This window comes from Rhodococcus sp. NPDC060084, assembly GCF_042730335.1.
Classification (GTDB): Bacteria; Actinomycetota; Actinomycetes; order Mycobacteriales; family Mycobacteriaceae; genus Rhodococcus.
The window spans coordinates 1-20,034 of record NZ_JBHWWX010000010.1 but is presented as its reverse complement, the minus strand read 5'-3'; the positions used below and the strand labels follow the sequence as shown (position 1 = coordinate 20,034).

The window sequence follows — 20,034 nt, the reverse complement described above, 5'->3', positions numbered from 1 at the left end:
CTACTTCTGGCCCTCCGGCTGACCGTGCTGCTCTGGGGAGTACACGGGAATTACCTGCGTGTCCGCATCGAGATCATCGTGGTATCCCGATGCCTGACCGTGCTGTCCCGGTGCGGCCATCGGCGTGTCGTCTTCGTCGAGCGATTCGAGGATCGCGCTCTGGGCGACGGACGGAAGCGTGTGCAGGATCTGCCGCACACGGTCCTTCCGGCGCGCGACGGCCTGACGGAACGGCATACCGGGAGTGGCTTTCATCTGCGGCACGATGCCTTCGACATCCTCGACACCGCCGGCGTGGTGACCTGCGTCGACGAGCGCCTGCTCGTGAGCCATCTGCGCCTCGTCCTTCTCCTCCGACATGCCGATCGGGCCGATCATCGTGCCGTTGAGGAACTGCTTGACCACCGGCTCGTCCGAGGTCAGCAGCACCTCACGCGGACCGAACATCACCAACTGGCGGCGGAACAGCATGCCGATGTTGTCGGGCACCGTGCGAGCGAGGTTGATGTTGTGCGACACGATGAGGATAGTCGCGTCGATCTCGGCATTGATGTCGATCAGAGTCTGCGAGATGTATGTGGTCCGGACCGGGTCGAGGCCGGAGTCCGGCTCGTCGACCAGGATGATCTCGGGGTCGAGCACCAGCGCACGGGCCAGGCCCGCGCGCTTGCGCATACCGCCGGAGATCTCACCGGGCAGTTTGTCTTCCGCGCCGAGCAGACCGACCAGTTCGAGCTTGCTCATCACGATCTTGCGAACGTCGGACTCGGACTTCTTGGTGTGCTCCCGCAGGGGGAAGGCAACGTTGTCGTACAGGTTCATCGAGCCGAACAGCGCGCCGTCCTGGAACAGCACGCCGAACAGTTTGCGGATCTCGTAGAGTTCCTTGCTCGAGCACTGCAGGATGTCGGTGCCATCGATGATGATCGAGCCCTGCTCCGGGCGCAGCAGGCCGATCAGCGACTTCAGGAATACCGATTTACCCGTACCGGAAGGTCCGAGCAGCACGCTCACCTCACCGGGAGGGAGGGTCAGAGTCACGTCCTGCCAGATTCGCTGCGAGCCGAAGGACTTGGTCAGTCCCTCGACGGACACCTCGACGCCCACGATTACCTCCGCGCTCTTCGATCCCGTTCCCGATGTGGGTTGCGCCACTCTATCGCATCGACGTGGTGCCCGTGACAAGTGACCCTACTCCAAAGTAAGTAAAGGAATCACCAAGGGCCAACATAGGTGAACTTATGCCCTGACCTGCGCCGATGCCGTCCCGCACCCGAAGTGTCCGGACGCAGGGGGCCGTTCGGGGTCGGCGACGGCCCCGCAAGCCCGGAAATACCGAAAAGACCGCCCCCACGGAACACATCCGTGGGGGCGGTCTTCGGAGTAACGCCGCACGAGAGGGACGGAGACCGTCCCGCCCGCGCAAGGGAAACCGTCTTACTTGACGGAAACCTTGGCGCCGGCATCCTCGAGCTTCGCCTTGGCAGCCTCTGCAGCGTCCTTGGCAACCTTCTCCAGGATCGGCTTCGGAGCACCCTCGACGAGGTCCTTGGCTTCCTTCAGGCCCAGGCCGGAGACGATCTCGCGAACGACCTTGATGACCTGGATCTTCTTCTCGCCGGCACCTTCGAGGATGACGTCGAACTCGTCCTGCTCTTCAGCAGCCTCGGCAGCAGCGGCCGGAGCGCCGGCAGCGGCAACGGCGACCGGAGCAGCAGCGGTGACCTCGAAGGTCTCCTCGAATGCCTTCACGAACTCCGAGAGCTCGAGCAGGGTCAGTTCCTTGAACGCGTCGAGCAGCTCTTCGGTGGTGAGCTTCGCCATGATGGCGGTCCTTCCTGTAAGTCCCATGTCGCTGATCCGCGACCGGATGGGATGGTGCACGCCGGAGCGTGCGTGGATTTGTTCAGCGATACGCGGTGATGCGGATCAGCGTCAGGCTGCCTCTTCGGCTTCCTTCTTCTCCTGCAGGGCGGCCGCAAGGCGAGCCACCTGCGAAGCGGGAGCATTGAACAGACTCGCGGCCTTTGCCAAGTTGCCCTTCATCGCGCCGGCGAGCTTGGCCAACAGCACCTCGCGGGACTCGAGGTCCGCGATCTGGTTGACCTGGTCCACGGACAGCATGCCGCCGTCCATGTACCCGCCCTTGATGACGAGTGCCTTGTTGTCCTTAGCGAAGGCCTTGAGAGCCTTCGCTGCGTCCACCGGCTCGCCCTTGACGAACGCGATGGCGGTCGGACCGACGAACAGATCGTCGAGACCCTCGACGCCCGCCTCTGCGGCGGCACGCTTGACCAGGGTGTTCTTGGCGACGGAGTAGGTAGCACCCTCTCCGAGAGCGCGACGCAGCTCAGTCAGACTTCCCACCGAAAGACCACGGTATTCCGTGATCACGGCGGCCGTCGAGCTCTTGAACTGCTCGGTGATCTCCGCAACTGCGGAAACCTTCTCGGGCTTTGCCATACTTCGCCTCCTCTCAGTAACAGTCGTTTTCCCGGTGTCCCGAATGGGACGTCCCACCGGGAACCGTCGGGCCGGGAACGACAAACGCCCCGGCGCAGGGCACACGGGGCGTGAGAGAGGGATCAGAACCGCACGGAGGCGATCGTTTCGCAACTCCCCTAACCTCGTCCTCCTGCGTGGGCCGCCGGATGAATCCGGACCTTCAACCGATGCTGCAAGCAACCTCGGTGACCAACGGTCTTTGGTAGAACATGATCGGGGTGGAGATCGGCACAATGCCGAACTACCCAGCTACTGTAGCGGAACACGCCGGTAGAACGCAAAACGGCCGGCACAGGGATCCTGTGCCGGCCGTTCGGAGTGCGTACTCGCGTGAACGAGCGATCTACTCTGCAGTCTCGAGAAGGTTACGCGTGCGCTGCGGATCCACCGGGATGCCCGGTCCGGTGGTCGTAGCGATCGTGATCTTCTTGATGTAGCGGCCCTTCGCGCTCGAGGGCTTCACACGGAGCACCTCGTCGAGGGCAGCCGCGTAGTTCTCGACCAGCTTGGTGTCGCCGAAGGATGCCTTACCGATCACGAAGTGAAGGTTGGCGTTCTTGTCGACGCGGAAGTTGATCTTGCCGCCCTTGATGTCCGTGACAGCCTTCGCGACGTCCGGCGTGACCGTGCCGGTCTTCGGGTTCGGCATGAGGCCACGCGGGCCGAGGACACGCGCGATACGACCGACCTTGGCCATCTGGTCCGGCGTCGCGATCGCGGCGTCGAAGTCCAGCCAGCCACCCTGAATCCGCTCGATCAGGTCCTCTGCACCGACGACGTCGGCGCCTGCGGCCTCTGCCTCGGCAGCCTTCTCGCCGACGGCGAAGACGATGACGCGAGCGGTCTTACCCGTGCCGTGGGGCAGGTTGACCGTGCCGCGGACCATCTGATCGGCCTTGCGGGGGTCGACGCCGAGGCGCATTGCGACCTCGACCGTGCTGTCGCTGTTCTTCGAGCCTGTCTCCTGCGCGAGCTTTGCGGCTGCGAGGGGGCTGTAGAGCTTGTCGGAATCGATCTTCTCGGCGGCGGCGAGGTATGCCTTGCTGCGCTTTGCCATGTTCTTTCCTAACTTCTCACCCTGCGGTGAATGGTTCGGGAGTGGTTGCGGACCTGGCCGGCCCTCCCACGTGGTGGTGCTGCAGCCGGACGGGAACGTGTCCCTTCCGACCGGTGAGGGATTCTCAGCCCTCGACCGTGATGCCCATCGAACGCGCGGTGCCGGCGATGATCTTCGCGGCGGCCTCGACGTCGTTGGCGTTCAGGTCTTCCTGCTTGGTCTTGGCGATCTCGCGCACCTGATCCATGGTCACCGTGGCGACCTTGGTCTTGTGCGGCTCGCCGGAGCCCTTCTGCACGCCCGCTGCCTTGAGCAGCAGCTTGGCAGCCGGAGGCGTCTTCAGCTTGAAGTCGAACGAGCGGTCTTCGTAGACCGTGATCTCGACCGGCACGACGTTGCCGCGCTGCGACTCGGTCGCTGCGTTGTACGCCTTGCAGAACTCCATGATGTTGACGCCGTGCTGACCCAGCGCGGGGCCGACCGGAGGCGCCGGATTGGCCGCGCCGGCCTGGATCTGGAGCTTGATGAGCCCGGCGATCTTCTTCTTCTTGGGGGGCATCTCTATTCCTAAGTTTCTTGCTCGGTGTGGTTCTTGCGTATTGCTACTGCAAGCTTTCGTGCGTCAGATCTTCGAAACCTGCGTGAAGGACAACTCCACGGGGGTTTCACGACCGAAGATCGACACCAGGACCTTGAGCTTCTGCTGCTCGGCGTTTACTTCGCTGATGGACGCGGGCAGCGTAGCGAACGGACCGTCCATCACGGTCACGGACTCCCCGACCTCGAAGTCCACCTCGATGGTGGGCTTCGACGACGCGGCGGCCGACTGCTCGCCGGCGGCCGACGTTCCGGCCGCAGGCTTCTTCTTCGCCTGCTGCGGGAGGAGGAACTTCACAACCTCCTTGATCGTCAGCGGCGACGGACGGGAGGTCGCACCGACGAAGCCGGTCACGCCGGGCGTGTTGCGCACGGCGCCCCACGACTCGTCGTTCAGCTCCATGCGAACCAGGATGTAACCGGGCAGCACCTTGCGGTTGACCAGCTTGCGCTGCCCGTTCTTGATCTCGGTGACCTCTTCCGTGGGCACCTCGACCTGGAAGATGTACTCACCCAGGTCCAGGTTCTGCACGCGGGTCTCGAGGTTGGCCTTCACCTTGTTCTCGTAACCGGCGTACGAGTGGATCACATACCAGTCACCGGCTTCGAGGCGAAGCTGCTTCTCCAGAGCCTCGGCGGGATCGACCTCGACCTCGGCTTCGGGCTCGCCACCTTCTGCAGATGCGTCGGCATCCTCACCGGCAGGGGCAAGGTCATCGACGTTCTCGGGCGTCGCGTCGGCATCGACGGCCTCGGCGGTCGCCGCGTCGTCAACGAAAACCTCGTCCGAAACGTGCTCTTCGGCCGAAGCCTCGTAGGAGTCGTTCTCGGGGGTGCTCACCGGCACTTTTCCTCTCGTCGATCAAATTTGCAGGCGCGCGAGCGCTAGCCGAACAACCAGCTGACGCCCTGCACGAACGCCAGATCCAAGCCGAAGATGAACGCCGTCATCACAGCCACGAACACCACCACGACGATCGTGTAGGTGGTCAGCTGCTTGCGATTCGGCCAGATCACCTTGCGGAGCTCGGCGATGACCTCACGGAAGTAGCGACGCAGGCGCTTGAAGATGTTCTCGGGCTTCTTGTCCCCGGAGACGTCACCGGTCGCGACGGCAGACCTGGCACGGCGCGAACCTGCCGGATCGGAATCCTTGGCGACGGAAACTCGTCCACCATCGGACGAGCGGGCGACACGCTTGCCGCTCGGCCTCGCTACCGCAGAGGAATCGTCGGGGGTTGCGCCGGTTGCCGGTCCAGCGTCGCGGGGGGTGAACCCTCCGGTGTCGCTGAGGCGCTTACCGCGCTCCTCGCTCACATCGTTCCTCTCGGTCGCTGGCAGTCCGGGGGCAGGGGCGACAGGACTTGAACCTGCAACCTGCGGTTTTGGAGACCGCTGCTCTGCCAATTGAGCTACGCCCCTTTGGTCGATCATCGGTGTCTCGAACGAGCACCTTGTCGATCGACCCGTCTGCGATCACATGACACGCGCGCTACCCCATCGGCTTTGAACGAGCACCGAAGAGCAGCGCGCTGCGCTATACGATCCCAGAAGCTTTAGTGTACTGCATCGCCCCGGGACAAACCCAATCCGCCCGGCCGTCAGGCCAAGCGAACCGTTGCCGTGGCCCGGCCGAAGATCTTACGACCTTCCGACTTCGCCACGATCGCGACCACTGCTGTCTTGCTTTCCGGGTCCAACGACTTGATCTTGCCGTTGAACTCGATTGCGGCGGCCTCATCGGCCTCCACGTATACCGGGCTGGTGAAACGAACGTTGTATTCCTTCACCGCACCGGGGTCTCCCAGCCACTCCGTGACATAGCCGGCCCCGATGCCCATGGAGAGCATGCCGTGACCGACGACGCCGCGCAAGCCGGCAAGTTCGGCGACCTTGTCGCTCCAGTGAATCGGGTTGGGATCACCCGACACACCGGCATAGTTGACGAGATTTCCGCGCGTGAGCGTCACCGTCTTGGTGGGAAGCTCGTCCCCGACCACGACGTCTTCGAAGCTACGAAGGCTCATGCATCATCACATCCTTGACCGCGTGCGCGATGTTGGCGTCGACCTCGCCGCCGGTACGGCCCACCAATGTGGTCCACGAGGTCAGCACGAGATTGTCGAACTGATCCGTGATGAGGTTCTTCGTGGTGATGATGTCGCTGCCGGCTGCCTGACGGAATTCCTCCAGGTACACGTCGCAGAACAGACGATCGCCTGCCTGGATCGGCCGGTGGAACACGAGACGCTGATCGGTCTGCATGATCTGACTCAGGTCGTAACCCGTGACGACTTCCTCGAACAGCTTGCGCTGCGCGATCATGCCGACGATCGAGATGAACGTGAGCGGAGCGATCAGGCCGTCGTATCCGAGGCCTTTGGCTGCGTCCTCGTCGTGGTGCGCGGGATGTCCGTCGAGCACCGCACGGGCGTACTCACGAATCTTCTCGCGGCCGACTTCGTAGAAGTCGTCCACACGGTAATGGTGTCCGACCATGGACTTCGCATGCGCGGCGACATCGAACTGGATCCCGGCCTGTTCGGTCACGTCCACAGAGTCTTCGGATACGAGTGCGTCTGTCATACGCAAAAACCTCCGCAATTCCGCCCAGGACGCCAACAGGCGCGGTCGGTATTGCGGAGACCTTACGCGTCGACGTCGATCAGATAGGCTACTTCGACTCGCGGTGCGACTGGTGCGTACCGCAGTTCGGGCAGAACTTCTTCAGTTCGAGCCGATCGGGGTCGTTGCGACGGTTCTTCTTGGTGATGTAGTTGCGGTGCTTGCACACCTCGCAGGCCAAGGTGATCTTCGGCCGGACGTCTGTAGAGGAGGCCACGGGATGCCTTCTTTCGGTTAAATCTGATCATGATCGATCAGGTGGTTCATTCAACTCTGGTAGCGATGGCCGGACTTGAACCGGCGACACAACGATTATGAGTCGTTTGCTCTACCAACTGAGCTACACCGCCTCGGTGTCATGTGCCGCGCGGAATCAAGGCACACAATCCAGCGAGCCCCCTGACGGAATCGAACCGTCGACCTTTTCCTTACCATGGAAACGCTCTGCCGACTGAGCTAAGGGGGCGCGGCCACGTGGAGCATCTCTGCTCGCTGCGGCCTCCAAAAGATTACACACACTCGCCGTCAGCACAAAATCAGCAGGTAGTGGCACCAAAAGCGACGCTCGAGCGTCGCGCAGGACCTGCCGGCCGCCGCGCGCTCCGATCGGCCCGACAGCGTTGCCGGCAACGTGCCCGACAGCTGCCGGACCGTGTGACGCGGCAGCCCGGGAAACTACCCCCCGAGAACACGACAGCCCCGGTTCCGAAGAACCGGGGCTGTGTGGTGGCAGGTGTAGGATTCGAACCTACGTAGGCATAAGCCGACGGATTTACAGTCCGCTCCCATTGGCCGCTCGGGCAACCTGCCGGGTGCTCTCGGGACCGTGTCCCTGATGCGTTGGAAGAATACAACGCATACCCCCCCGAAATGCAAACCGGGTGGTTACGGGCGCCGATCGACCGGATAGCGTCGGCATGACAACCCCGTACAGACCGACCGAAGTGGAGACAGACGTGGCTGATTCGTCGTTCGATGTGGTGAGCAAGGTCGACCGTCAGGAAGTGGACAACGCCCTGAACCAGGCGGCGAAGGAGATCGCGAACCGCTTCGACTTCCGCAATACCGGCGCGAGCATCGAATGGTCCGGCGAAGAAAGCATCGTGATCACCGCCGACACCGAGGACCGCGTCAAGGCGGCGCTCGACGTGTTCAAGGAGAAGCTGATCCGGCGGGACCTGTCCCTCAAGTCGCTCGAGACCGGAGAACCGACCCAGTCGGGCAAGGTCTACAAGCTCACCGGCACTCTCGTCCAAGGCATCAGCCAGGAGAATGCGAAGAAGATCACGAAGCTCATCCGTGACGAAGGCCCCAAGGGCGTGAAGGCACAGATCCAGGGCGAAGAGCTGCGTGTGAGCAGCAAGAAGCGTGACGACCTTCAGGCCATCATCGCGCTGCTCAAGAACGCCGACCTCGACGTGGCGCTGCAGTTCGTCAACTACCGCTAGAGCGACGCGGCCACACCGACACCCGTCCCGCGCTTCCCTGCGCGGGCGGTGTCGCTCCCGCGGTTTCCGGGCCCTGAGGCCTCTGCGGGCACTTCCCCGGAACTACGCGGGGGTCGCCTACCGCAGGCCGGCCATGCGCTCCAGCCGCGCGATGCGCTCCTCCATGGGCGGATGGGTGGAGAACAGCCTGCTCATCTTGTCGCCGGCCCGGAACGGATTGGCGATCATCAGGTGCGACTGAGCCGCGAGTTGCGGCTCCGGCGGCAACGGTGCGGCCTGGGTGCCGCGCTCGAGCTTGCGTAGCGCCGACGCCAGCGCCAGGGGATCGCCCGTCAGCTCGGCGCCGGACTGGTCTGCCTGGTACTCACGTGAGCGCGAGACCGCCAGCCTGACCACCGACGCGGCAATGGGGCCGAGCAACGAGACGAGCAACAGCGCGATCGGATTGGCGCCGCCCTCCCGGCCGCCACCGAACGCGCCCGCGAAGAACGCGAAGTTGGCAAGGCCGGAGATGACTGCGGCCATGGCGCCGGCGACGGACGAGATCAGGATGTCGCGGTTGTAGACGTGCGACAACTCGTGACCGAGGACCGCGCGTAGTTCGCGCTCGTCGAGAATGTCGAGGATCCCGCTGGTGCAGCACACCGCGGCATTACGTGGATTCCTGCCGGTGGCGAACGCGTTGGGCGCGTTGGTGGGACTGACATACAACCGCGGCATCGGTTGATGCGCCGCCGTCGCCAGCTCACGCACGATGCGGTAGATCACCGGTGCCTGGACCTCGGTGATCGGCTGCGCGTGCATCGACCGCAACGCGAGCTTGTCGCTGTTGAAGTACGCGTACCCGTTCACACCGACCGCCAGCACCACCGAGATCACCAGGATCGTCGAGTTCTGGAACAAGGCGCCGACGAAGACGATCAGCGCCGACATTCCCACCAGCAACCCGGCCGTCTTGAGACGGTTCGCATACCCGTGCACGTCACGCTCCTCCCCCACCCCGCGTCTGTGGTTCGCACGGTGGTGGTCCATTCGCCCGATCAACGAACGGCGGAGCTTCCCGGTTCCCCCGGGACAGGTCGGAGGAGGTCAGCCCACCCGGGCGATCGTGAAGTCGACGAGGTGCCGCAGCGCCTCGTTGGCGGGACCCTGAGGCAGCGCCTCGAGTTCGGCGTGCGCCCGCCGCGCATACGTGTCGAGGGTGTGCTTGGCCGCCTCCATGCCGGGCGACCGGACGAGAAGTTCGAGGGCCTCCTCGACGTGTGCCTCGTCGTCGATCGGACCGACGAGCAGCTCCCGCAACCGGTCCGCGTCCGGTCCGGTCTCGCGCAGCGCGTAGAGCACCGGCAACGTGTGTACGCCCTCACGAAGATCGGTTCCGGGTGTCTTGCCCGATTCGGACGTGACCGACGCGATGTCGATGATGTCGTCGACGATCTGGAAGGCGGTACCGACGGCGTCGCCGAGCCTCTCGAGCCGTGCGACGTGTTCTTCGTCGCCCCCGGAGAAGGTGCCGCCGAATCGGCCGCTCGCCGCGATCAGCGAACCGGTCTTCTCCCACACCACCCGCAGGTAGTGCTCGACCGGGTCCTGCTGCTCACGGGCACCGATGGTTTCGCGCATCTGCCCGGTGACGAGTTCGGCGAACGTCTCGGCGATGATCTGCACCGCGGACGGGCCGAGTGTGGACACCAGCCGGGACGCGTGGGCGAACAGGTAGTCGCCGGCGAGGATGGCGACGCTGTTGTTCCAGCGCACGTTCGCGCTCGGAGCGCCCCGCCGCATCGTCGCCTCGTCCATCACGTCGTCGTGGTAGAGGGTCGCGAGGTGGACGAGTTCGACCACCGTCGCTGCCGTCACGACCGACGGATCGGCGGGGTTGGGGCCGAGTTGCGCGGTCAGGATCGTGAACAGCGGCCGGAATCGCTTGCCGCCCGCCTTCGCGAGGTGCAGTGCCGCTTCCGTCAGGAAGTCTTCACCGTCCGACAACTCCTGGACGAGCAGTGCCTCGACGCTCGCGAGTCCGTCGCGCACGCTGGTCGCGAGACCCGGGTCGCCGAGTTCCACACCAGCAACGACGGTGCTCGATACCGCGTCGGCCGGACCGGCGGTCCGAGCCGCCCCCTCAGTGCTCACGATGACGTACCCATCCTCTTCTGTCGCCTCGGCCTCACGGTAGTGAACCTAGCCGCTCCACCACCACACCACCTCGTCGAGGCGAGAAAGTCGTGCCTGAGAGGATGGACACGTGGTGGGCGAAAACTCCGCGACAGAGCCGCGGCAATCCCGGTCCTGCGTTCCCGACAGTACCGATGTTCTCGTCGTCGGTGCCGGTCCCGCCGGTTCGTCGGCTGCGGCATGGGCAGCCCGCGCCGGGCACGACGTGCTGTTGGTCGACGCCGCGAGGTTCCCGCGAGACAAGACCTGCGGCGACGGGCTCACCCCGCGCGCGGTCGCGGAACTGGACCGTCTCGGCCTGGGCGACTGGTTGCGCACCCACACCGTCAACCGCGGCTTGCGCCTGGAAGGGTTCGGCGGCCGGTTCGAGTTGCCGTGGCCGGACTCCTCGTTCCCCTCGATGGGTAGCGCCGTGCCCCGCACCGAGTTGGACGACCGGATCCGCCGGGTCGCCCTCGACTCCGGTGCCCGGATGGTCGAAGGTGCCAAGGCCGTCGACGTCGAGCGTGACGGCGACCGGGTGACCTCCGTTCTCCTCCGCACCGAGGACGGTCCGCGCACCGTGTCGTGCCGGCGGCTCGTCGTCGCCGACGGCGTGCGCTCGCCGCTCGGCAAGGTCCTCGGGCGCCGCTGGCACCGCGACACCGCGTACGGCGTGGCCGCGCGCGCCTATGCGACATCGACCCGGAGCGACGATCCGTGGATCACCTCGCACCTCGAGTTGCGTGACGATGCGGGAACCCTGCAACCGGGTTACGGCTGGGTGTTCCCACTCGGAACCGGCGAGGTCAACATCGGCGTGGGCACGCTCGCCACGGCCGCGCGCCCCGCACAGGGATCGTTGCGGCCGTTGATCGACCTGTACGCGGACAAGCGTCGTGCGGAGTGGGGACTGGGCCCCGTGACCAGGGTCGCGTCGGCCCTACTTCCCATGGGTGGTGCGGTGTCCGGAGTGGCCGGCGTCAACTGGGCGCTTGTCGGCGACGCAGCCGCCTGCGTCAATCCCCTCAACGGCGAAGGCATCGACTACGGACTCGAGGGCGGGCGCCTGCTCGCAGAGATCCTCGACCGGGACGATCTGACAGGCGAGTGGCCCGCATTGCTGCGCGCGCATTACGGAGCCGCATTTTCGACCGCACGGAGGCTCGCCGGGCTGCTCACCGTGCCGAAGTTCCTGCCGACGACCGGACCGGTCGCGATGCGGTCACGGGCGATGATGAATGTCGCGGTGCGCGTGATGGGAAATCTGGTGACCGACGAGGACACCGATGTCGTGGCACGGGCGTGGCGGGCGAGCGGACGTGCGTCCATGCGCTGGGACCGCCGGCCGTTGTTCGCCTGACGCACCGCGCTGTGCCGACCTAGCGCACCGCGCTGTGCCGACCTAGCGCACCGCGCTGTGCAGCGCCGCGATCCCGCCCGTCAGATTCCGCCACTTCACGTCGCGCCAGCCTGCCTCTCCGATACGCACGGCGAGTTGTTCCTGCGTCGGCCATGCCCGGATCGACTCGGCCAGGTACACGTACGCGTCGGGGTTGCTGCTCACGGCGCGCGCGACCCGCGGAAGCGCACGCATCAGGTATTCCATGTAGACCGTGCGCAGCGGTTCCCGGACGGGAGTGGAGAATTCGCACACCACCAACCGCCCGCCGGGCTTGACGACCCGCGCGATCTCGCGGAGGCCGGCATCGGGATCGGCGACGTTGCGCAGGCCGAAGGAAATCGTCGCGGCGTCGAAGACGGCGTCGGCGAACGGCAACCGCATCGCGTCGCCCGCGACCATGGGTACCTGGCGGAACGCACCGGCGTTCAGCATGCCGGTGGAGAAGTCGGTGGCCACCACCCACGCTCCGGAGCGGCCGAGTTCGACCGTCGAGACGCCGGTGCCGGCCGCGAGATCGAGAACCCGCTCGCCGGGCTTCAGGTCCAGCGCGGCACGCGTCGCACGGCGCCATCCGCGGTCCTGGCCGAACGACAGAACGGTATTGGTCAGGTCGTAGCGCGCCGCGACACCGTCGAACATGGACGCGACCTCGCGCGGATCCTTGTCGAGGGACGCGCGCGATCCGTGAGTTTTTGCCACGGCCGAAACGTTACCCGGCGACGGGCCCGCGAACCCTGAGGAGGACCTCGTCGTCAGGACATCGCGCGTGCCGCGCCCTCCGCCACGGAGGGATCGGTGTCCGCGGCCTCACGGCGCCGCAGGTAGACGAGGACCGGCACCGCGATCAGCCACGTGACCACAATCACCGAACCGGTGGGGATCAGTGCCACCCGGGCATCGCGTCCGGTGACCCTCACCAGGTCGGGATCACTGCGCGCGTACTCGACGGCGATGCGCTGGCCGGTGGCCAGACCCGTCGGGTACAGCACGCCGAGTTCGGGGTTGTGTGTGACGCCGTCGGGCGTGACGAAAGCGACCGCGGACCGGAGCGACCCGGCCGACAACACCTCGGCGGTTGCGGTGCCCATGTCGCTCTCGATGGTCCGGTCGTTGCGCAGAGCACCGAGAAACAGGGCGACCGCCAATGCGGACAGCGCGATGGCGACGATGAGGACGATGCGTCGCGCGCGTTCGGTTCCGGTCACAGCTGAGCCCGCACCGCCGCATGAAGTTCACGCAGTCCCGCCCGGTCGGTGGTCACCTCGACGACCCGGATCCCCCCGGACGGCGGAGCGGTATCGGTAAGGGCGGCCGCCAGGCCCTGCAAGTCCACACTCTCGTGCGGAACGCGGTACGCGGCGCACAACGCCCCGAGGTCCATTCCGTGCGGCGTGCCGAAGACTCGCTCGAAGACGCCTGCATACTGCGGGTCGCCCTGTTCGAGCAGTTCGAAGATGCCGCCGCCGTCGTCGTTCGCGACGACGATCGTGAGGTTGCGCGGGCGCGGCTCCGAAGGTCCGATGAGCAGTCCGGCCGCGTCGTGCAGGAACGTGAGGTCGCCGAGCAGCGCGACGGTGCGGCCGGCGGTATAGGCGAGCGCGGCGCCGACCGCCGTCGAGACCGTCCCGTCGATACCGGCGACGCCCCGGTTGGACAACACACTCACGCCGGGTTTCGGGTAACTGACCAGCGCCGCGTCGCGCACGGGGTTGGAAGCCCCGAGCAGCAACTGGTCTCCGTCGCGCATCGCGTCGGTGACGACTGCGGCGACGTGCAGTCCGGTGGCTTTCGGGTGGGAATCCAACTGCGCACGCACGGCTTTGTCGGTGTGCGCGGAAAGCTGCCGGCACCGCTCGAGCCATGCCTCGTCCGGCTGTCCGGAGATCACCGCGCGGGTGCCGGTCGCGAGAACGTTGCCGGACACATCGGGCCAGCGCGGGCCGGTGGTGAGGGCGTAGACCGCCACCGCCGGGTCTGCCAGCAGGTTCGACACGGGACGGTGCAGGGTCGGCCGGCCCGTGATGATTGCCTGCCGCGGCTTCAGATGTGGCAGCGCCATCGGGTGCAGCGGTACGCCGTGCAGCGGCGCGGTCGGTTCGGCGACGGTGGGCAGGCCCGCGAGTTCGGGCCGCAGCGCGGAGCCGTGCCCGGAGATGACGACCGTGTCCGGCGTGAGGTCGATCTCGACCGGTACGTCCAGTGTCGCGTTGGCGGTGGTGGTCCACGCTGCCCCGTCCGGACGACCTTCGGGGGCGGATCCCTTCTGGTCCGCCGCGGGAACGAGGGGTTCACGCAGCGGAATGTCGAAGTGCACGGGACCGGCGTTCCCCGACCGGGTGCCGCGCGCTGCCGCCAGCACACGGCTGACCGCCGATCGCCACGCGCTGTTCTGGTCGGCGCTCTCCGCCAATCCCAGGCTGATGGTCGCGCGGACCTGCGTACCGAACAGGCCGAGTTGCTCGACGGTCTGGTTCGCACCCGATCCGAGCAGTTCGTAGGGGCGATTGGCGCTCAGAACGACGAGCGGCACGCGCGCATAGTTCGCCTCGAGGACCGCCGGGGCAAGGTTCGCCACCGCTGTCCCGGATGTCATCACCACGGGCACGGGCCGCTTCGACGACAGGGCCAGGCCGATCGCGAGAAAGCCGGCGGTCCGTTCGTCGATGCGCATGTGCAGACGAAGCCGCCCGGCAGCATCTGCCGCCTGCAACGCGAACGCGAGCGGGGCATTGCGCGAGCCCGGGCACAGCACGACATCCCGCACCCCACCTCGAGCGAGTTCGTCGACGACTGCGGTGGCCTGGGCTGTGGACGGGTTCACGACGTCCAGGGTAGTGCGGGGCGGCAGGTGCCCGGGTTCTCCCCCGCGCCGCGCCGGGTTGCGGCAGGGCAGCGATCCGCCGCCCGGCAACCACCACAATGGGGGGATGCGCACCGTCTTCGATCCCGCCGATCTGAGTCCCGGACGTTTCTACGGGCTGCTCACCGCCACGATCGTGCCCCGTCCCATCGCGTGGGTCTCGACCGTGTCGGGCGACGGGGTCGCCAACGTGGCTCCCTACAGCTTCTTCACGGTCGCGAGCACGGCGCCACCGGTCGTGCAGTTCACGTCGGTGGGCCGCAAGGACAGTCTTCGCAACATCGAGGAGACGGGCGAATTCGTGGTGAACGTCGCGACGGTTCCGCTGATGGAGCAGGTCAACGCCTCCTCTGCGAATTTTCCGCACGAGGTCGACGAGTTCACGGAAGTCGGGCTGCAGGCGGAGCCGAGCGAGCGGGTGCGCCCTCCCCGCGTCGCGCAATCGCCCGCGTCGATCGAGTGCACGTTGCGCCGGGTGATCGAGGTGGGCGATTCGTTCGTGGTCATGGGCGATGTGGTCGCGGTGACGGTTCGGCGCGACGTGCTGGCCGAAGACGGAGCGCCGGACTTCGCGGCGCTCGCGCCCGCGAGCAGGCTGGGACGCACCGAGTGGGGATTGACGCCGCAGGTTCGGTCCCTCGAGCGCCCTACCTGCTGAGCCCTGCGTCACCGGACACCGCCCCCGCAGGTTAGGGTCGGCTCAGTAGGGGCGGCTCCGGAAGGGTGGTCATGGCCGAACGCACCAGGGCAGCGCGCAAGGCGCCGAAGTTCGTCAAACCCGCGACACGCGAGATCGTGCGCGCTCGCGTGCTCGCCACCGCACGGATCAGTCCGACGTTCGTCCGGGTCACCATCGGCGGCGATGCGGTGTCGACCATCGGTCCGATGGGCTTCGACCATTGGTTCCGGATGTTCTTTCCCGTCCCCGGCCGGCGCGGATTCACGCTGCCCTCGGCGACGGACGACCGGTGGTGGCCCGAATACCAGGTGATCCCGGACGACGAGCGGCCCGTGCTGCGGAACTACACCTTCCGCCGGTTCCGCGCGGCCGGCGCCGGATCGTACGGCGACACGGCGGAAATCGACATCGACTTCGCGTCGCACGGAGACCTCGGACCGGCGTCGGCGTGGGCGAACACCGTCTCGGCCGGTGAAGAAATCGGTGTGCTCGACGAAGGAATCGGCTACGTCCCCGACGCGAGCGCGCACTGGCAGTTGCTCGTGGCCGACGAGAGCGCTCTGCCGGCGGTCGCGGGCATCCTCGAGTCCGTCCTCTCGGCTGATCCGGCGGCGGTCGCGGAAGTGTTCGTGGAGGTTCCACATCCGGAGGATCTCGCGGCGCAGCACCTGGCGACCGGCCCGAACGTGAGGGTCCATCCCCTCATCCGCACCGACAGAGCGGCGCGTCCGGGGGTTCTCGCCGTCGAAGCGGTGCGAGCCGCGACCCTCCCGTCGGCACGCGGTTGTGCGTTCGTCGCCGGTGAATCCGATCTCGCGACGGGGGTGCGACGTCACCTCGTGCGCGAGCGCGGCTGGGACAGGTCGGCAGTGACGTTCACGGGTTATTGGAAGTACGGCGAGCCCGTCTACTGAGGTCTCCCTCGGGAGAACCCTGCGACGAAAGCAGAACGTCGCGGTGCCGACCGGCCGGAGCCGGTGGTCACCGCGACGTTCGTCGGATCGATCCGCAGTATCGGATCAGCCCGCGTGCTTCTGGACGAGGTCGCCCAGACGAGGCAGGGCCTCGATGACGTGCTTCTTCGCCGAGGGACGCAGCGAGTCGTAGACCTTCTTGACGGCGGTCTTCGACGACCCGGCGATCTTCTCGTCGGTCACGCCGAGGAGTGCGTCGGCGACCGCGTCACCGCGAGCAACGAGGAAGTCGGCGAACGAACCGGCACCGGCGTACTCGATCCAGAACGGCTGGAGCCGCTCGACGAAGTCGGGGAGCAGGCTCTCGATCGCGCCGGGCACGACCGAAGGTCCGACCTTCTTCACTGCGGCGTAGCCGCCCTTGAGGGCGAGGCCCGATGCACCCTTCTTGTCCGACACCTCGGCATCGATCAGAGCTTCGACGTCGGCCTTGACCGCCGGGAACTTGTCGGGTCCGAGCAGAGCATCGTGCAGAGCTGCAACCACTTTCACTGCCTCCGTAAATGTGACACTTGTGACTGTTGGGACTGGGGGAACGATATACGACTCTGTAGCAGGTACATACTCGGCGTTCAGCCCAACAGGGCGCGGCACCGTCGCAGCCGGTCGAACCACCACTGGGCACGGTCCGGTGCGGCCCGAACCGCGTCGAGCATCCCGGCTTCCGGGACCACCGCTCCGACCGGAAGCACGCCGCCGGACATGCGTCGCGCGGTCGCGACGTCAGCGGTGAAGAAGCCACCGGTACCGAGTCCGCACGCGAACGGCAGCTGCGGCAACGCGCCCGCCGCGGCGAGTCCGGCGCTCATTCCGACCGCCGAATCGAGTGCGCTCGAGACGACCACCTCGACGCCGTGACCTGCAAGTTCGTCGGCCAGAGCGAGCAGCGGTCGTACCCCGCCGAGCGGAGCAACCTTGACGACCGCGACATCGGCGCCACCGGCACGCACGACCCGCATCGGGTCTTCGGCTCTGCGGATGCTCTCGTCCGCGGCGATGCGCACGTCGGGTAGGCGCTTCCGGACAGCGACCAGTTCGGGCACGGTCGCGCAGGGCTGTTCCGCGTATTCGAGCGGCGCATCGACGGTGAGCGCGGTCAGCGCGGTGACGGCCTCGTCGACCGTCCAGCCGCCGTTGGCATCGACCCGGACGCGAGGCACCGACTCGCGGACCGCGCGGACACGGGCGAGATCCTGCGCGAGATCCTGGCCCGGTTCCGCGACTTTCACCTTCGCGGTCTGCGCACCCGGAAACCGTGCGAGCACCTCCGGAACCCGGTCCGGATCGACTGCGGGCACAGTCGCATTGACCGGGACCACGGAGCGGATCGCCGGAGGATGACCGACCCATGCGGATTCGATCGCCGAATGGAGCCAGTGCGCGGCCTCGTCGTCCTCGTATTCGGGGAACGCCCCGAACTCTCCCCAGCCCGCGGGGCCGCGCAGCAGCAGCACCTCGCGCCGGGTGATCCCCCGGAAGCGCACCCTCATGGGCAGCGACACGACGACGGCGCTCGCGAGGAGCTCGTCGGCGGACGGCAGGGCCGGATCGGTCACTGCTGGCCGGGCAGAAGCTGGATCATCAGGGCCTCGGAATCGGCGAGGAGATTGCCGTCGAGGTCGCGCAGCTCGGCCTTGCAGAATGCCTTTCGGCCCTCTACCCGGTCTACCCATCCGTCGACCACGAGTTCCGTCTCGATCGGCGTGATCTTGCGGTAGTTGACGTGGAGATATCCGGTGCGTGCGATGGGCCGTCCGTTGGCGTGGATGACCATGCCGAACAGGTCGTCGAACAGCAGCGGCAGCGTCCCGCCGTGGGCGGCACCGTTTCCTCCGAGGTGAAAACGGCGGAACATGCCGCGCTCGCGGACGCCGTCCTCGCCGAACTTCTCGATCTTCCACGGCAGCAGCAGGGCACTGCCGCGGCCGGGAAGCTCGACGTTGAAGCCGGCCGGTGACCGCCCCTCGGGAACCTCGTAGGGCTCGAGGAGGTCGATGAGCGCTTCGGTCTGTGCGATCGCCCGGTCGATCACGTCGTCCGGGGCGTGGGTCGAGACCATGAGGTCCTGCAGGCGCCGGAACGTGTCGATGAAGGTGCCGTAGTTCGGGCCCGCCTTCACCGGCTCGTAGACGGGGAAACCTCCGTGGTGCTCGTAGTCGTCGGCTACGTCGTTGCCGTCGACCTCTTCGGTACCTGCGCCGGTCTGCTCGCTCATGTGATGCACGTTATCCGGCCCACGGTCGCGTCGTACGACGGCCCGGGGCTCTAAGGTGACGACGTGACCTTCGATTCCCAGTTGTGGCGCCCGGTTCCCGGGTTCGAGAACCTCACCGACATCACCTACCACCGTCATGTCACGCAGGGCACGGTCCGTGTCGCGTTCGACAGGCCGGAGGTGCGCAACGCCTTCCGGCCGCACACCGTCGACGAGCTCTACCGCGCACTCGATCACGCGCGGATGACGTCGGATGTGGGCGTCGTGCTGCTGACCGGCAACGGCCCGAGCCCCAAGGACGGTGGATGGGCGTTCTGCTCCGGCGGGGACCAGCGCATCCGTGGGCGCAGCGGATACCAGTACGCGAGCGGCGACACCGCGGACACGGTGGACAAGGCCCGCGCGGGCCGGCTCCACATCCTCGAGGTGCAGCGCCTGATCCGGTTCATGCCCAAGGTCGTGATCGCGCTCGTCAACGGCTGGGCCGCGGGCGGTGGCCACAGCCTGCACGTGACGTGCGACCTGACCCTGGCATCGCGCGAGCACGCCCGCTTCAAGCAGACGGACGCCGACGTCGGCAGCTTCGACGGCGGCTACGGCAGCGCGTATCTCGCGAAGATGGTGGGACAGAAGTTCGCCCGCGAGATCTTCTTCCTCGGCGACACCTACTCCGCCGACGACATGCATCACATGGGCGCGGTGAACCGGGTCGTCGCGCACGACGAACTCGAAAACGTCGCGCTGGAATGGGCCGAGAAGATCAACGGCAAGTCGCCGCAGGCACAGCGCATGCTCAAGTACGCGTTCAACCTCTCCGACGACGGCCTGGTCGGCCAGCAACTGTTCGCGGGGGAGGCCACCCGCCTGGCGTACATGACGGACGAGGCCGTCGAAGGCCGGGACAGCTTCCTCGAGAAGCGGGACCCGGACTGGTCCCCGTACCCCTGGTACTACTAGATCACTCGGGCGCGGCGCAGTGCTTGCCGGGCATCCAGCGGAACGGCGATACTGTCCGAGTGGAGTCCAGGGAGCACACGGAGCTCATCGAGATGGTCCGCGCCTGGGACGAATCGATGGTCGACAACGACAGCCAGGCGATCGGCAGCTTCATGACCGACGACTGGATCATCGTCGGGCCTGACGGCAGCATCGACGGCCGCGAGCGGTTCCTGGAGCTCATAGCCTCGGGCGATCTGACGCACGACACAATGACCACTGAGGATCCCATCATCCGTGTCCTCGGGGACAGCGCGATCGTCGTGGCTCGGGGCGTCTCTGCCGGGGCGTACCGAGGCCGGCCGTTCCGCGAGCACGAGCGCTCCTCCAGCGTCTTCGTCCGCCGCGATGGGCGATGGGCGTGCGCCCTGACTCACCTGTCGAGCATCGCGCCGGAACCCTCGAGAACGACGCCGACTGAGCTCGCCCTTCGGCGAAAGCGGTTCCGAGCGGGAAGCCGCAAGGACGGCCGGACCAGGTAGCAAGACGCGAGGCGGGCACTCCCTGTTCGGGAAG

Annotated in this window: 24 protein-coding genes and 4 tRNA genes; 6 read left to right on the top strand and 22 right to left on the bottom strand. The window is 66.5% G+C overall.

Translation table 11 applies throughout. The features are described from left to right. The 14 genes from ACFWBU_RS08155 to ACFWBU_RS08090 form a co-directional block, all read right to left on the bottom strand. On the bottom strand, nt 1–1,110 hold the full coding sequence (locus ACFWBU_RS08155; protein WP_169651567.1) for an ABC transporter ATP-binding protein: 1,110 nt from the start codon (nt 1,108–1,110) through the stop codon (nt 1–3). A gap of 327 nt (nt 1,111–1,437) precedes the next feature. Continuing rightward, nucleotides 1,438–1,824: a 50S ribosomal protein L7/L12 gene (rplL, locus tag ACFWBU_RS08150; protein ID WP_169619495.1), complete on the bottom strand. Its 387-nt coding sequence runs from the start codon at nt 1,822–1,824 to the stop codon at nt 1,438–1,440. Nucleotides 1,825–1,935: 111 nt separating this feature from the next. Next, the gene (rplJ, locus tag ACFWBU_RS08145) at nt 1,936–2,463 is read right to left on the bottom strand and encodes a 50S ribosomal protein L10 (RefSeq protein WP_169619494.1); all 528 of its coding nucleotides are present in this window, start codon (nt 2,461–2,463) and stop codon (nt 1,936–1,938) included. Nucleotides 2,464–2,848: 385 nt separating this feature from the next. Beyond that, nucleotides 2,849–3,562, bottom strand: coding sequence for a 50S ribosomal protein L1 (gene rplA / locus ACFWBU_RS08140; RefSeq protein ID WP_169619493.1), 714 nt, complete (start codon nt 3,560–3,562; stop codon nt 2,849–2,851). 124 nt (nt 3,563–3,686) lie between these two features. Continuing rightward, entirely contained in the window at nt 3,687–4,121 is a 435-nt protein-coding gene (gene rplK / locus ACFWBU_RS08135) for a 50S ribosomal protein L11 (protein WP_169619492.1), read from the bottom strand. A gap of 63 nt (nt 4,122–4,184) precedes the next feature. After that, nucleotides 4,185–5,000: a transcription termination/antitermination protein NusG gene (nusG, locus tag ACFWBU_RS08130; RefSeq protein WP_296550972.1), complete on the bottom strand. Its 816-nt coding sequence runs from the start codon at nt 4,998–5,000 to the stop codon at nt 4,185–4,187. A 44-nt stretch (nt 5,001–5,044) separates the two neighbouring features. Further along, a complete protein-coding gene (gene secE, locus ACFWBU_RS08125) occupies nt 5,045–5,476 on the bottom strand; it encodes a preprotein translocase subunit SecE (RefSeq protein ID WP_169619490.1) in 432 nt (143 codons plus the stop codon). A 32-nt stretch (nt 5,477–5,508) separates the two neighbouring features. After that, a tRNA-Trp gene (locus ACFWBU_RS08120) sits at nt 5,509–5,581 on the bottom strand. A gap of 179 nt (nt 5,582–5,760) precedes the next feature. After that, nucleotides 5,761–6,186 carry a (3R)-hydroxyacyl-ACP dehydratase subunit HadB gene (gene hadB, locus ACFWBU_RS08115; protein WP_169619489.1) on the bottom strand — a complete coding sequence of 142 codons (426 nt, stop codon included), beginning with the start codon at nt 6,184–6,186 and terminating at the stop codon, nt 5,761–5,763. Beyond that, nucleotides 6,173–6,745, bottom strand: a complete 573-nt coding sequence (hadA, locus tag ACFWBU_RS08110) for a (3R)-hydroxyacyl-ACP dehydratase subunit HadA (protein ID WP_169619488.1) — start codon at nt 6,743–6,745, stop codon at nt 6,173–6,175. Before hadA ends, hadB begins: the two co-directional genes overlap by 14 nt. A gap of 88 nt (nt 6,746–6,833) precedes the next feature. Further along, nucleotides 6,834–7,001: a 50S ribosomal protein L33 gene (gene rpmG, locus ACFWBU_RS08105; protein ID WP_003941903.1), complete on the bottom strand. Its 168-nt coding sequence runs from the start codon at nt 6,999–7,001 to the stop codon at nt 6,834–6,836. A 57-nt stretch (nt 7,002–7,058) separates the two neighbouring features. Continuing rightward, a tRNA-Met gene (locus tag ACFWBU_RS08100) sits at nt 7,059–7,134 on the bottom strand. Between the two features lie 43 nt (nt 7,135–7,177). Then, nucleotides 7,178–7,250: transfer RNA gene (locus ACFWBU_RS08095), tRNA-Thr, on the bottom strand. Between the two features lie 258 nt (nt 7,251–7,508). Beyond that, nucleotides 7,509–7,594 (bottom strand) — tRNA-Tyr (locus ACFWBU_RS08090). A 146-nt stretch (nt 7,595–7,740) separates the two neighbouring features. Between ACFWBU_RS08090 and ACFWBU_RS08085 the strand changes: the two genes are divergently transcribed. Next, entirely contained in the window at nt 7,741–8,232 is a 492-nt protein-coding gene (locus ACFWBU_RS08085) for a YajQ family cyclic di-GMP-binding protein (protein ID WP_169619487.1), read from the top strand. 117 nt (nt 8,233–8,349) lie between these two features. Here the strand turns inward: ACFWBU_RS08085 and htpX are convergent, their stop codons facing one another. Together htpX and ACFWBU_RS08075 are read right to left on the bottom strand one after the other, a co-directional pair. After that, nucleotides 8,350–9,213 (bottom strand): zinc metalloprotease HtpX, encoded by an 864-nt coding sequence (gene htpX / locus ACFWBU_RS08080; RefSeq protein ID WP_296551253.1) that lies wholly within the window; start codon nt 9,211–9,213, stop codon nt 8,350–8,352. Nucleotides 9,214–9,321: 108 nt separating this feature from the next. Next, complete coding sequence (locus ACFWBU_RS08075) at nt 9,322–10,368, bottom strand: polyprenyl synthetase family protein (protein WP_169619485.1); 1,047 nt, start codon at nt 10,366–10,368, stop codon at nt 9,322–9,324. 112 nt (nt 10,369–10,480) lie between these two features. Here ACFWBU_RS08075 and ACFWBU_RS08070 point away from each other — a divergent pair, with 112 nt between their 5' ends. After that, on the top strand, nt 10,481–11,752 hold the full coding sequence (locus ACFWBU_RS08070; protein WP_169651257.1) for a geranylgeranyl reductase family protein: 1,272 nt from the start codon (nt 10,481–10,483) through the stop codon (nt 11,750–11,752). Between the two features lie 42 nt (nt 11,753–11,794). On the opposite strand, the gene ACFWBU_RS08065 is transcribed toward ACFWBU_RS08070, so the two are convergent. From ACFWBU_RS08065 to menD, 3 genes are read right to left on the bottom strand one after another with little or no spacing between them, the layout of a single operon-like run. Next, entirely contained in the window at nt 11,795–12,493 is a 699-nt protein-coding gene (locus tag ACFWBU_RS08065; RefSeq protein WP_169619483.1) for a demethylmenaquinone methyltransferase, read from the bottom strand. A 53-nt stretch (nt 12,494–12,546) separates the two neighbouring features. Beyond that, the gene (locus ACFWBU_RS08060; RefSeq protein ID WP_169651258.1) at nt 12,547–12,999 is read right to left on the bottom strand and encodes a DUF3592 domain-containing protein; all 453 of its coding nucleotides are present in this window, start codon (nt 12,997–12,999) and stop codon (nt 12,547–12,549) included. After that, entirely contained in the window at nt 12,996–14,615 is a 1,620-nt protein-coding gene (menD, locus tag ACFWBU_RS08055) for a 2-succinyl-5-enolpyruvyl-6-hydroxy-3-cyclohexene-1-carboxylic-acid synthase (RefSeq protein ID WP_378527987.1), read from the bottom strand. The genes ACFWBU_RS08060 and menD overlap by 4 nt, the downstream gene beginning before the upstream one ends. 106 nt (nt 14,616–14,721) lie before the next feature. Between menD and ACFWBU_RS08050 the strand changes: the two genes are divergently transcribed. Together ACFWBU_RS08050 and ACFWBU_RS08045 are read left to right on the top strand one after the other, a co-directional pair. Then, nucleotides 14,722–15,312: a flavin reductase family protein gene (locus tag ACFWBU_RS08050; protein WP_169651260.1), complete on the top strand. Its 591-nt coding sequence runs from the start codon at nt 14,722–14,724 to the stop codon at nt 15,310–15,312. Nucleotides 15,313–15,383: 71 nt separating this feature from the next. Continuing rightward, complete coding sequence (locus ACFWBU_RS08045) at nt 15,384–16,247, top strand: siderophore-interacting protein (protein ID WP_169651261.1); 864 nt, start codon at nt 15,384–15,386, stop codon at nt 16,245–16,247. Between the two features lie 105 nt (nt 16,248–16,352). On the opposite strand, the gene ACFWBU_RS08040 is transcribed toward ACFWBU_RS08045, so the two are convergent. The 3 genes from ACFWBU_RS08040 to ACFWBU_RS08030 all read right to left on the bottom strand — a co-directional run bounded on the left by ACFWBU_RS08040 (nt 16,353) and on the right by ACFWBU_RS08030 (nt 18,522). Next, complete coding sequence (locus ACFWBU_RS08040; RefSeq protein ID WP_296551267.1) at nt 16,353–16,793, bottom strand: DUF6918 family protein; 441 nt, start codon at nt 16,791–16,793, stop codon at nt 16,353–16,355. A gap of 86 nt (nt 16,794–16,879) precedes the next feature. Further along, nucleotides 16,880–17,863: an o-succinylbenzoate synthase gene (locus ACFWBU_RS08035; protein WP_378527986.1), complete on the bottom strand. Its 984-nt coding sequence runs from the start codon at nt 17,861–17,863 to the stop codon at nt 16,880–16,882. Then, complete coding sequence (locus tag ACFWBU_RS08030) at nt 17,860–18,522, bottom strand: PaaI family thioesterase (protein WP_169619475.1); 663 nt, start codon at nt 18,520–18,522, stop codon at nt 17,860–17,862. The genes ACFWBU_RS08035 and ACFWBU_RS08030 overlap by 4 nt, the downstream gene beginning before the upstream one ends. A 63-nt stretch (nt 18,523–18,585) precedes the next feature. Here ACFWBU_RS08030 and ACFWBU_RS08025 point away from each other — a divergent pair, with 63 nt between their 5' ends. Next, nucleotides 18,586–19,479, top strand: a complete 894-nt coding sequence (locus ACFWBU_RS08025; RefSeq protein ID WP_169619472.1) for a 1,4-dihydroxy-2-naphthoyl-CoA synthase — start codon at nt 18,586–18,588, stop codon at nt 19,477–19,479. A gap of 59 nt (nt 19,480–19,538) precedes the next feature. Next, nucleotides 19,539–20,000 carry a nuclear transport factor 2 family protein gene (locus ACFWBU_RS08020; protein WP_169619470.1) on the top strand — a complete coding sequence of 154 codons (462 nt, stop codon included), beginning with the start codon at nt 19,539–19,541 and terminating at the stop codon, nt 19,998–20,000. Nucleotides 20,001–20,034: the final 34 nt, after the last annotated feature.

Excerpts from the sequence above, each read along its gene's own strand:
- rplA (WP_169619493.1), bottom strand. The coding sequence starts at position 3,562 with ATGGCAAAGCGCAGCAAGGCATACCTCGCCGCCGCCGAGAAGATCGAT.
- rplK (WP_169619492.1), bottom strand. The coding sequence starts at position 4,121 with ATGCCCCCCAAGAAGAAGAAGATCGCCGGGCTCATCAAGCTCCAGATC.
- ACFWBU_RS08045 (WP_169651261.1), top strand. The coding sequence starts at position 15,384 with ATGGCCGAACGCACCAGGGCAGCGCGCAAGGCGCCGAAGTTCGTCAAA.
- rplJ (WP_169619494.1), bottom strand. The coding sequence starts at position 2,463 with ATGGCAAAGCCCGAGAAGGTTTCCGCAGTTGCGGAGATCACCGAGCAG.
- ACFWBU_RS08050 (WP_169651260.1), top strand. The coding sequence starts at position 14,722 with ATGCGCACCGTCTTCGATCCCGCCGATCTGAGTCCCGGACGTTTCTAC.
- hadA (WP_169619488.1), bottom strand. The coding sequence starts at position 6,745 with ATGACAGACGCACTCGTATCCGAAGACTCTGTGGACGTGACCGAACAG.
- hadB (WP_169619489.1), bottom strand. The coding sequence starts at position 6,186 with ATGAGCCTTCGTAGCTTCGAAGACGTCGTGGTCGGGGACGAGCTTCCC.
- ACFWBU_RS08030 (WP_169619475.1), bottom strand. The coding sequence starts at position 18,522 with ATGAGCGAGCAGACCGGCGCAGGTACCGAAGAGGTCGACGGCAACGAC.
- rplL (WP_169619495.1), bottom strand. The coding sequence starts at position 1,824 with ATGGCGAAGCTCACCACCGAAGAGCTGCTCGACGCGTTCAAGGAACTG.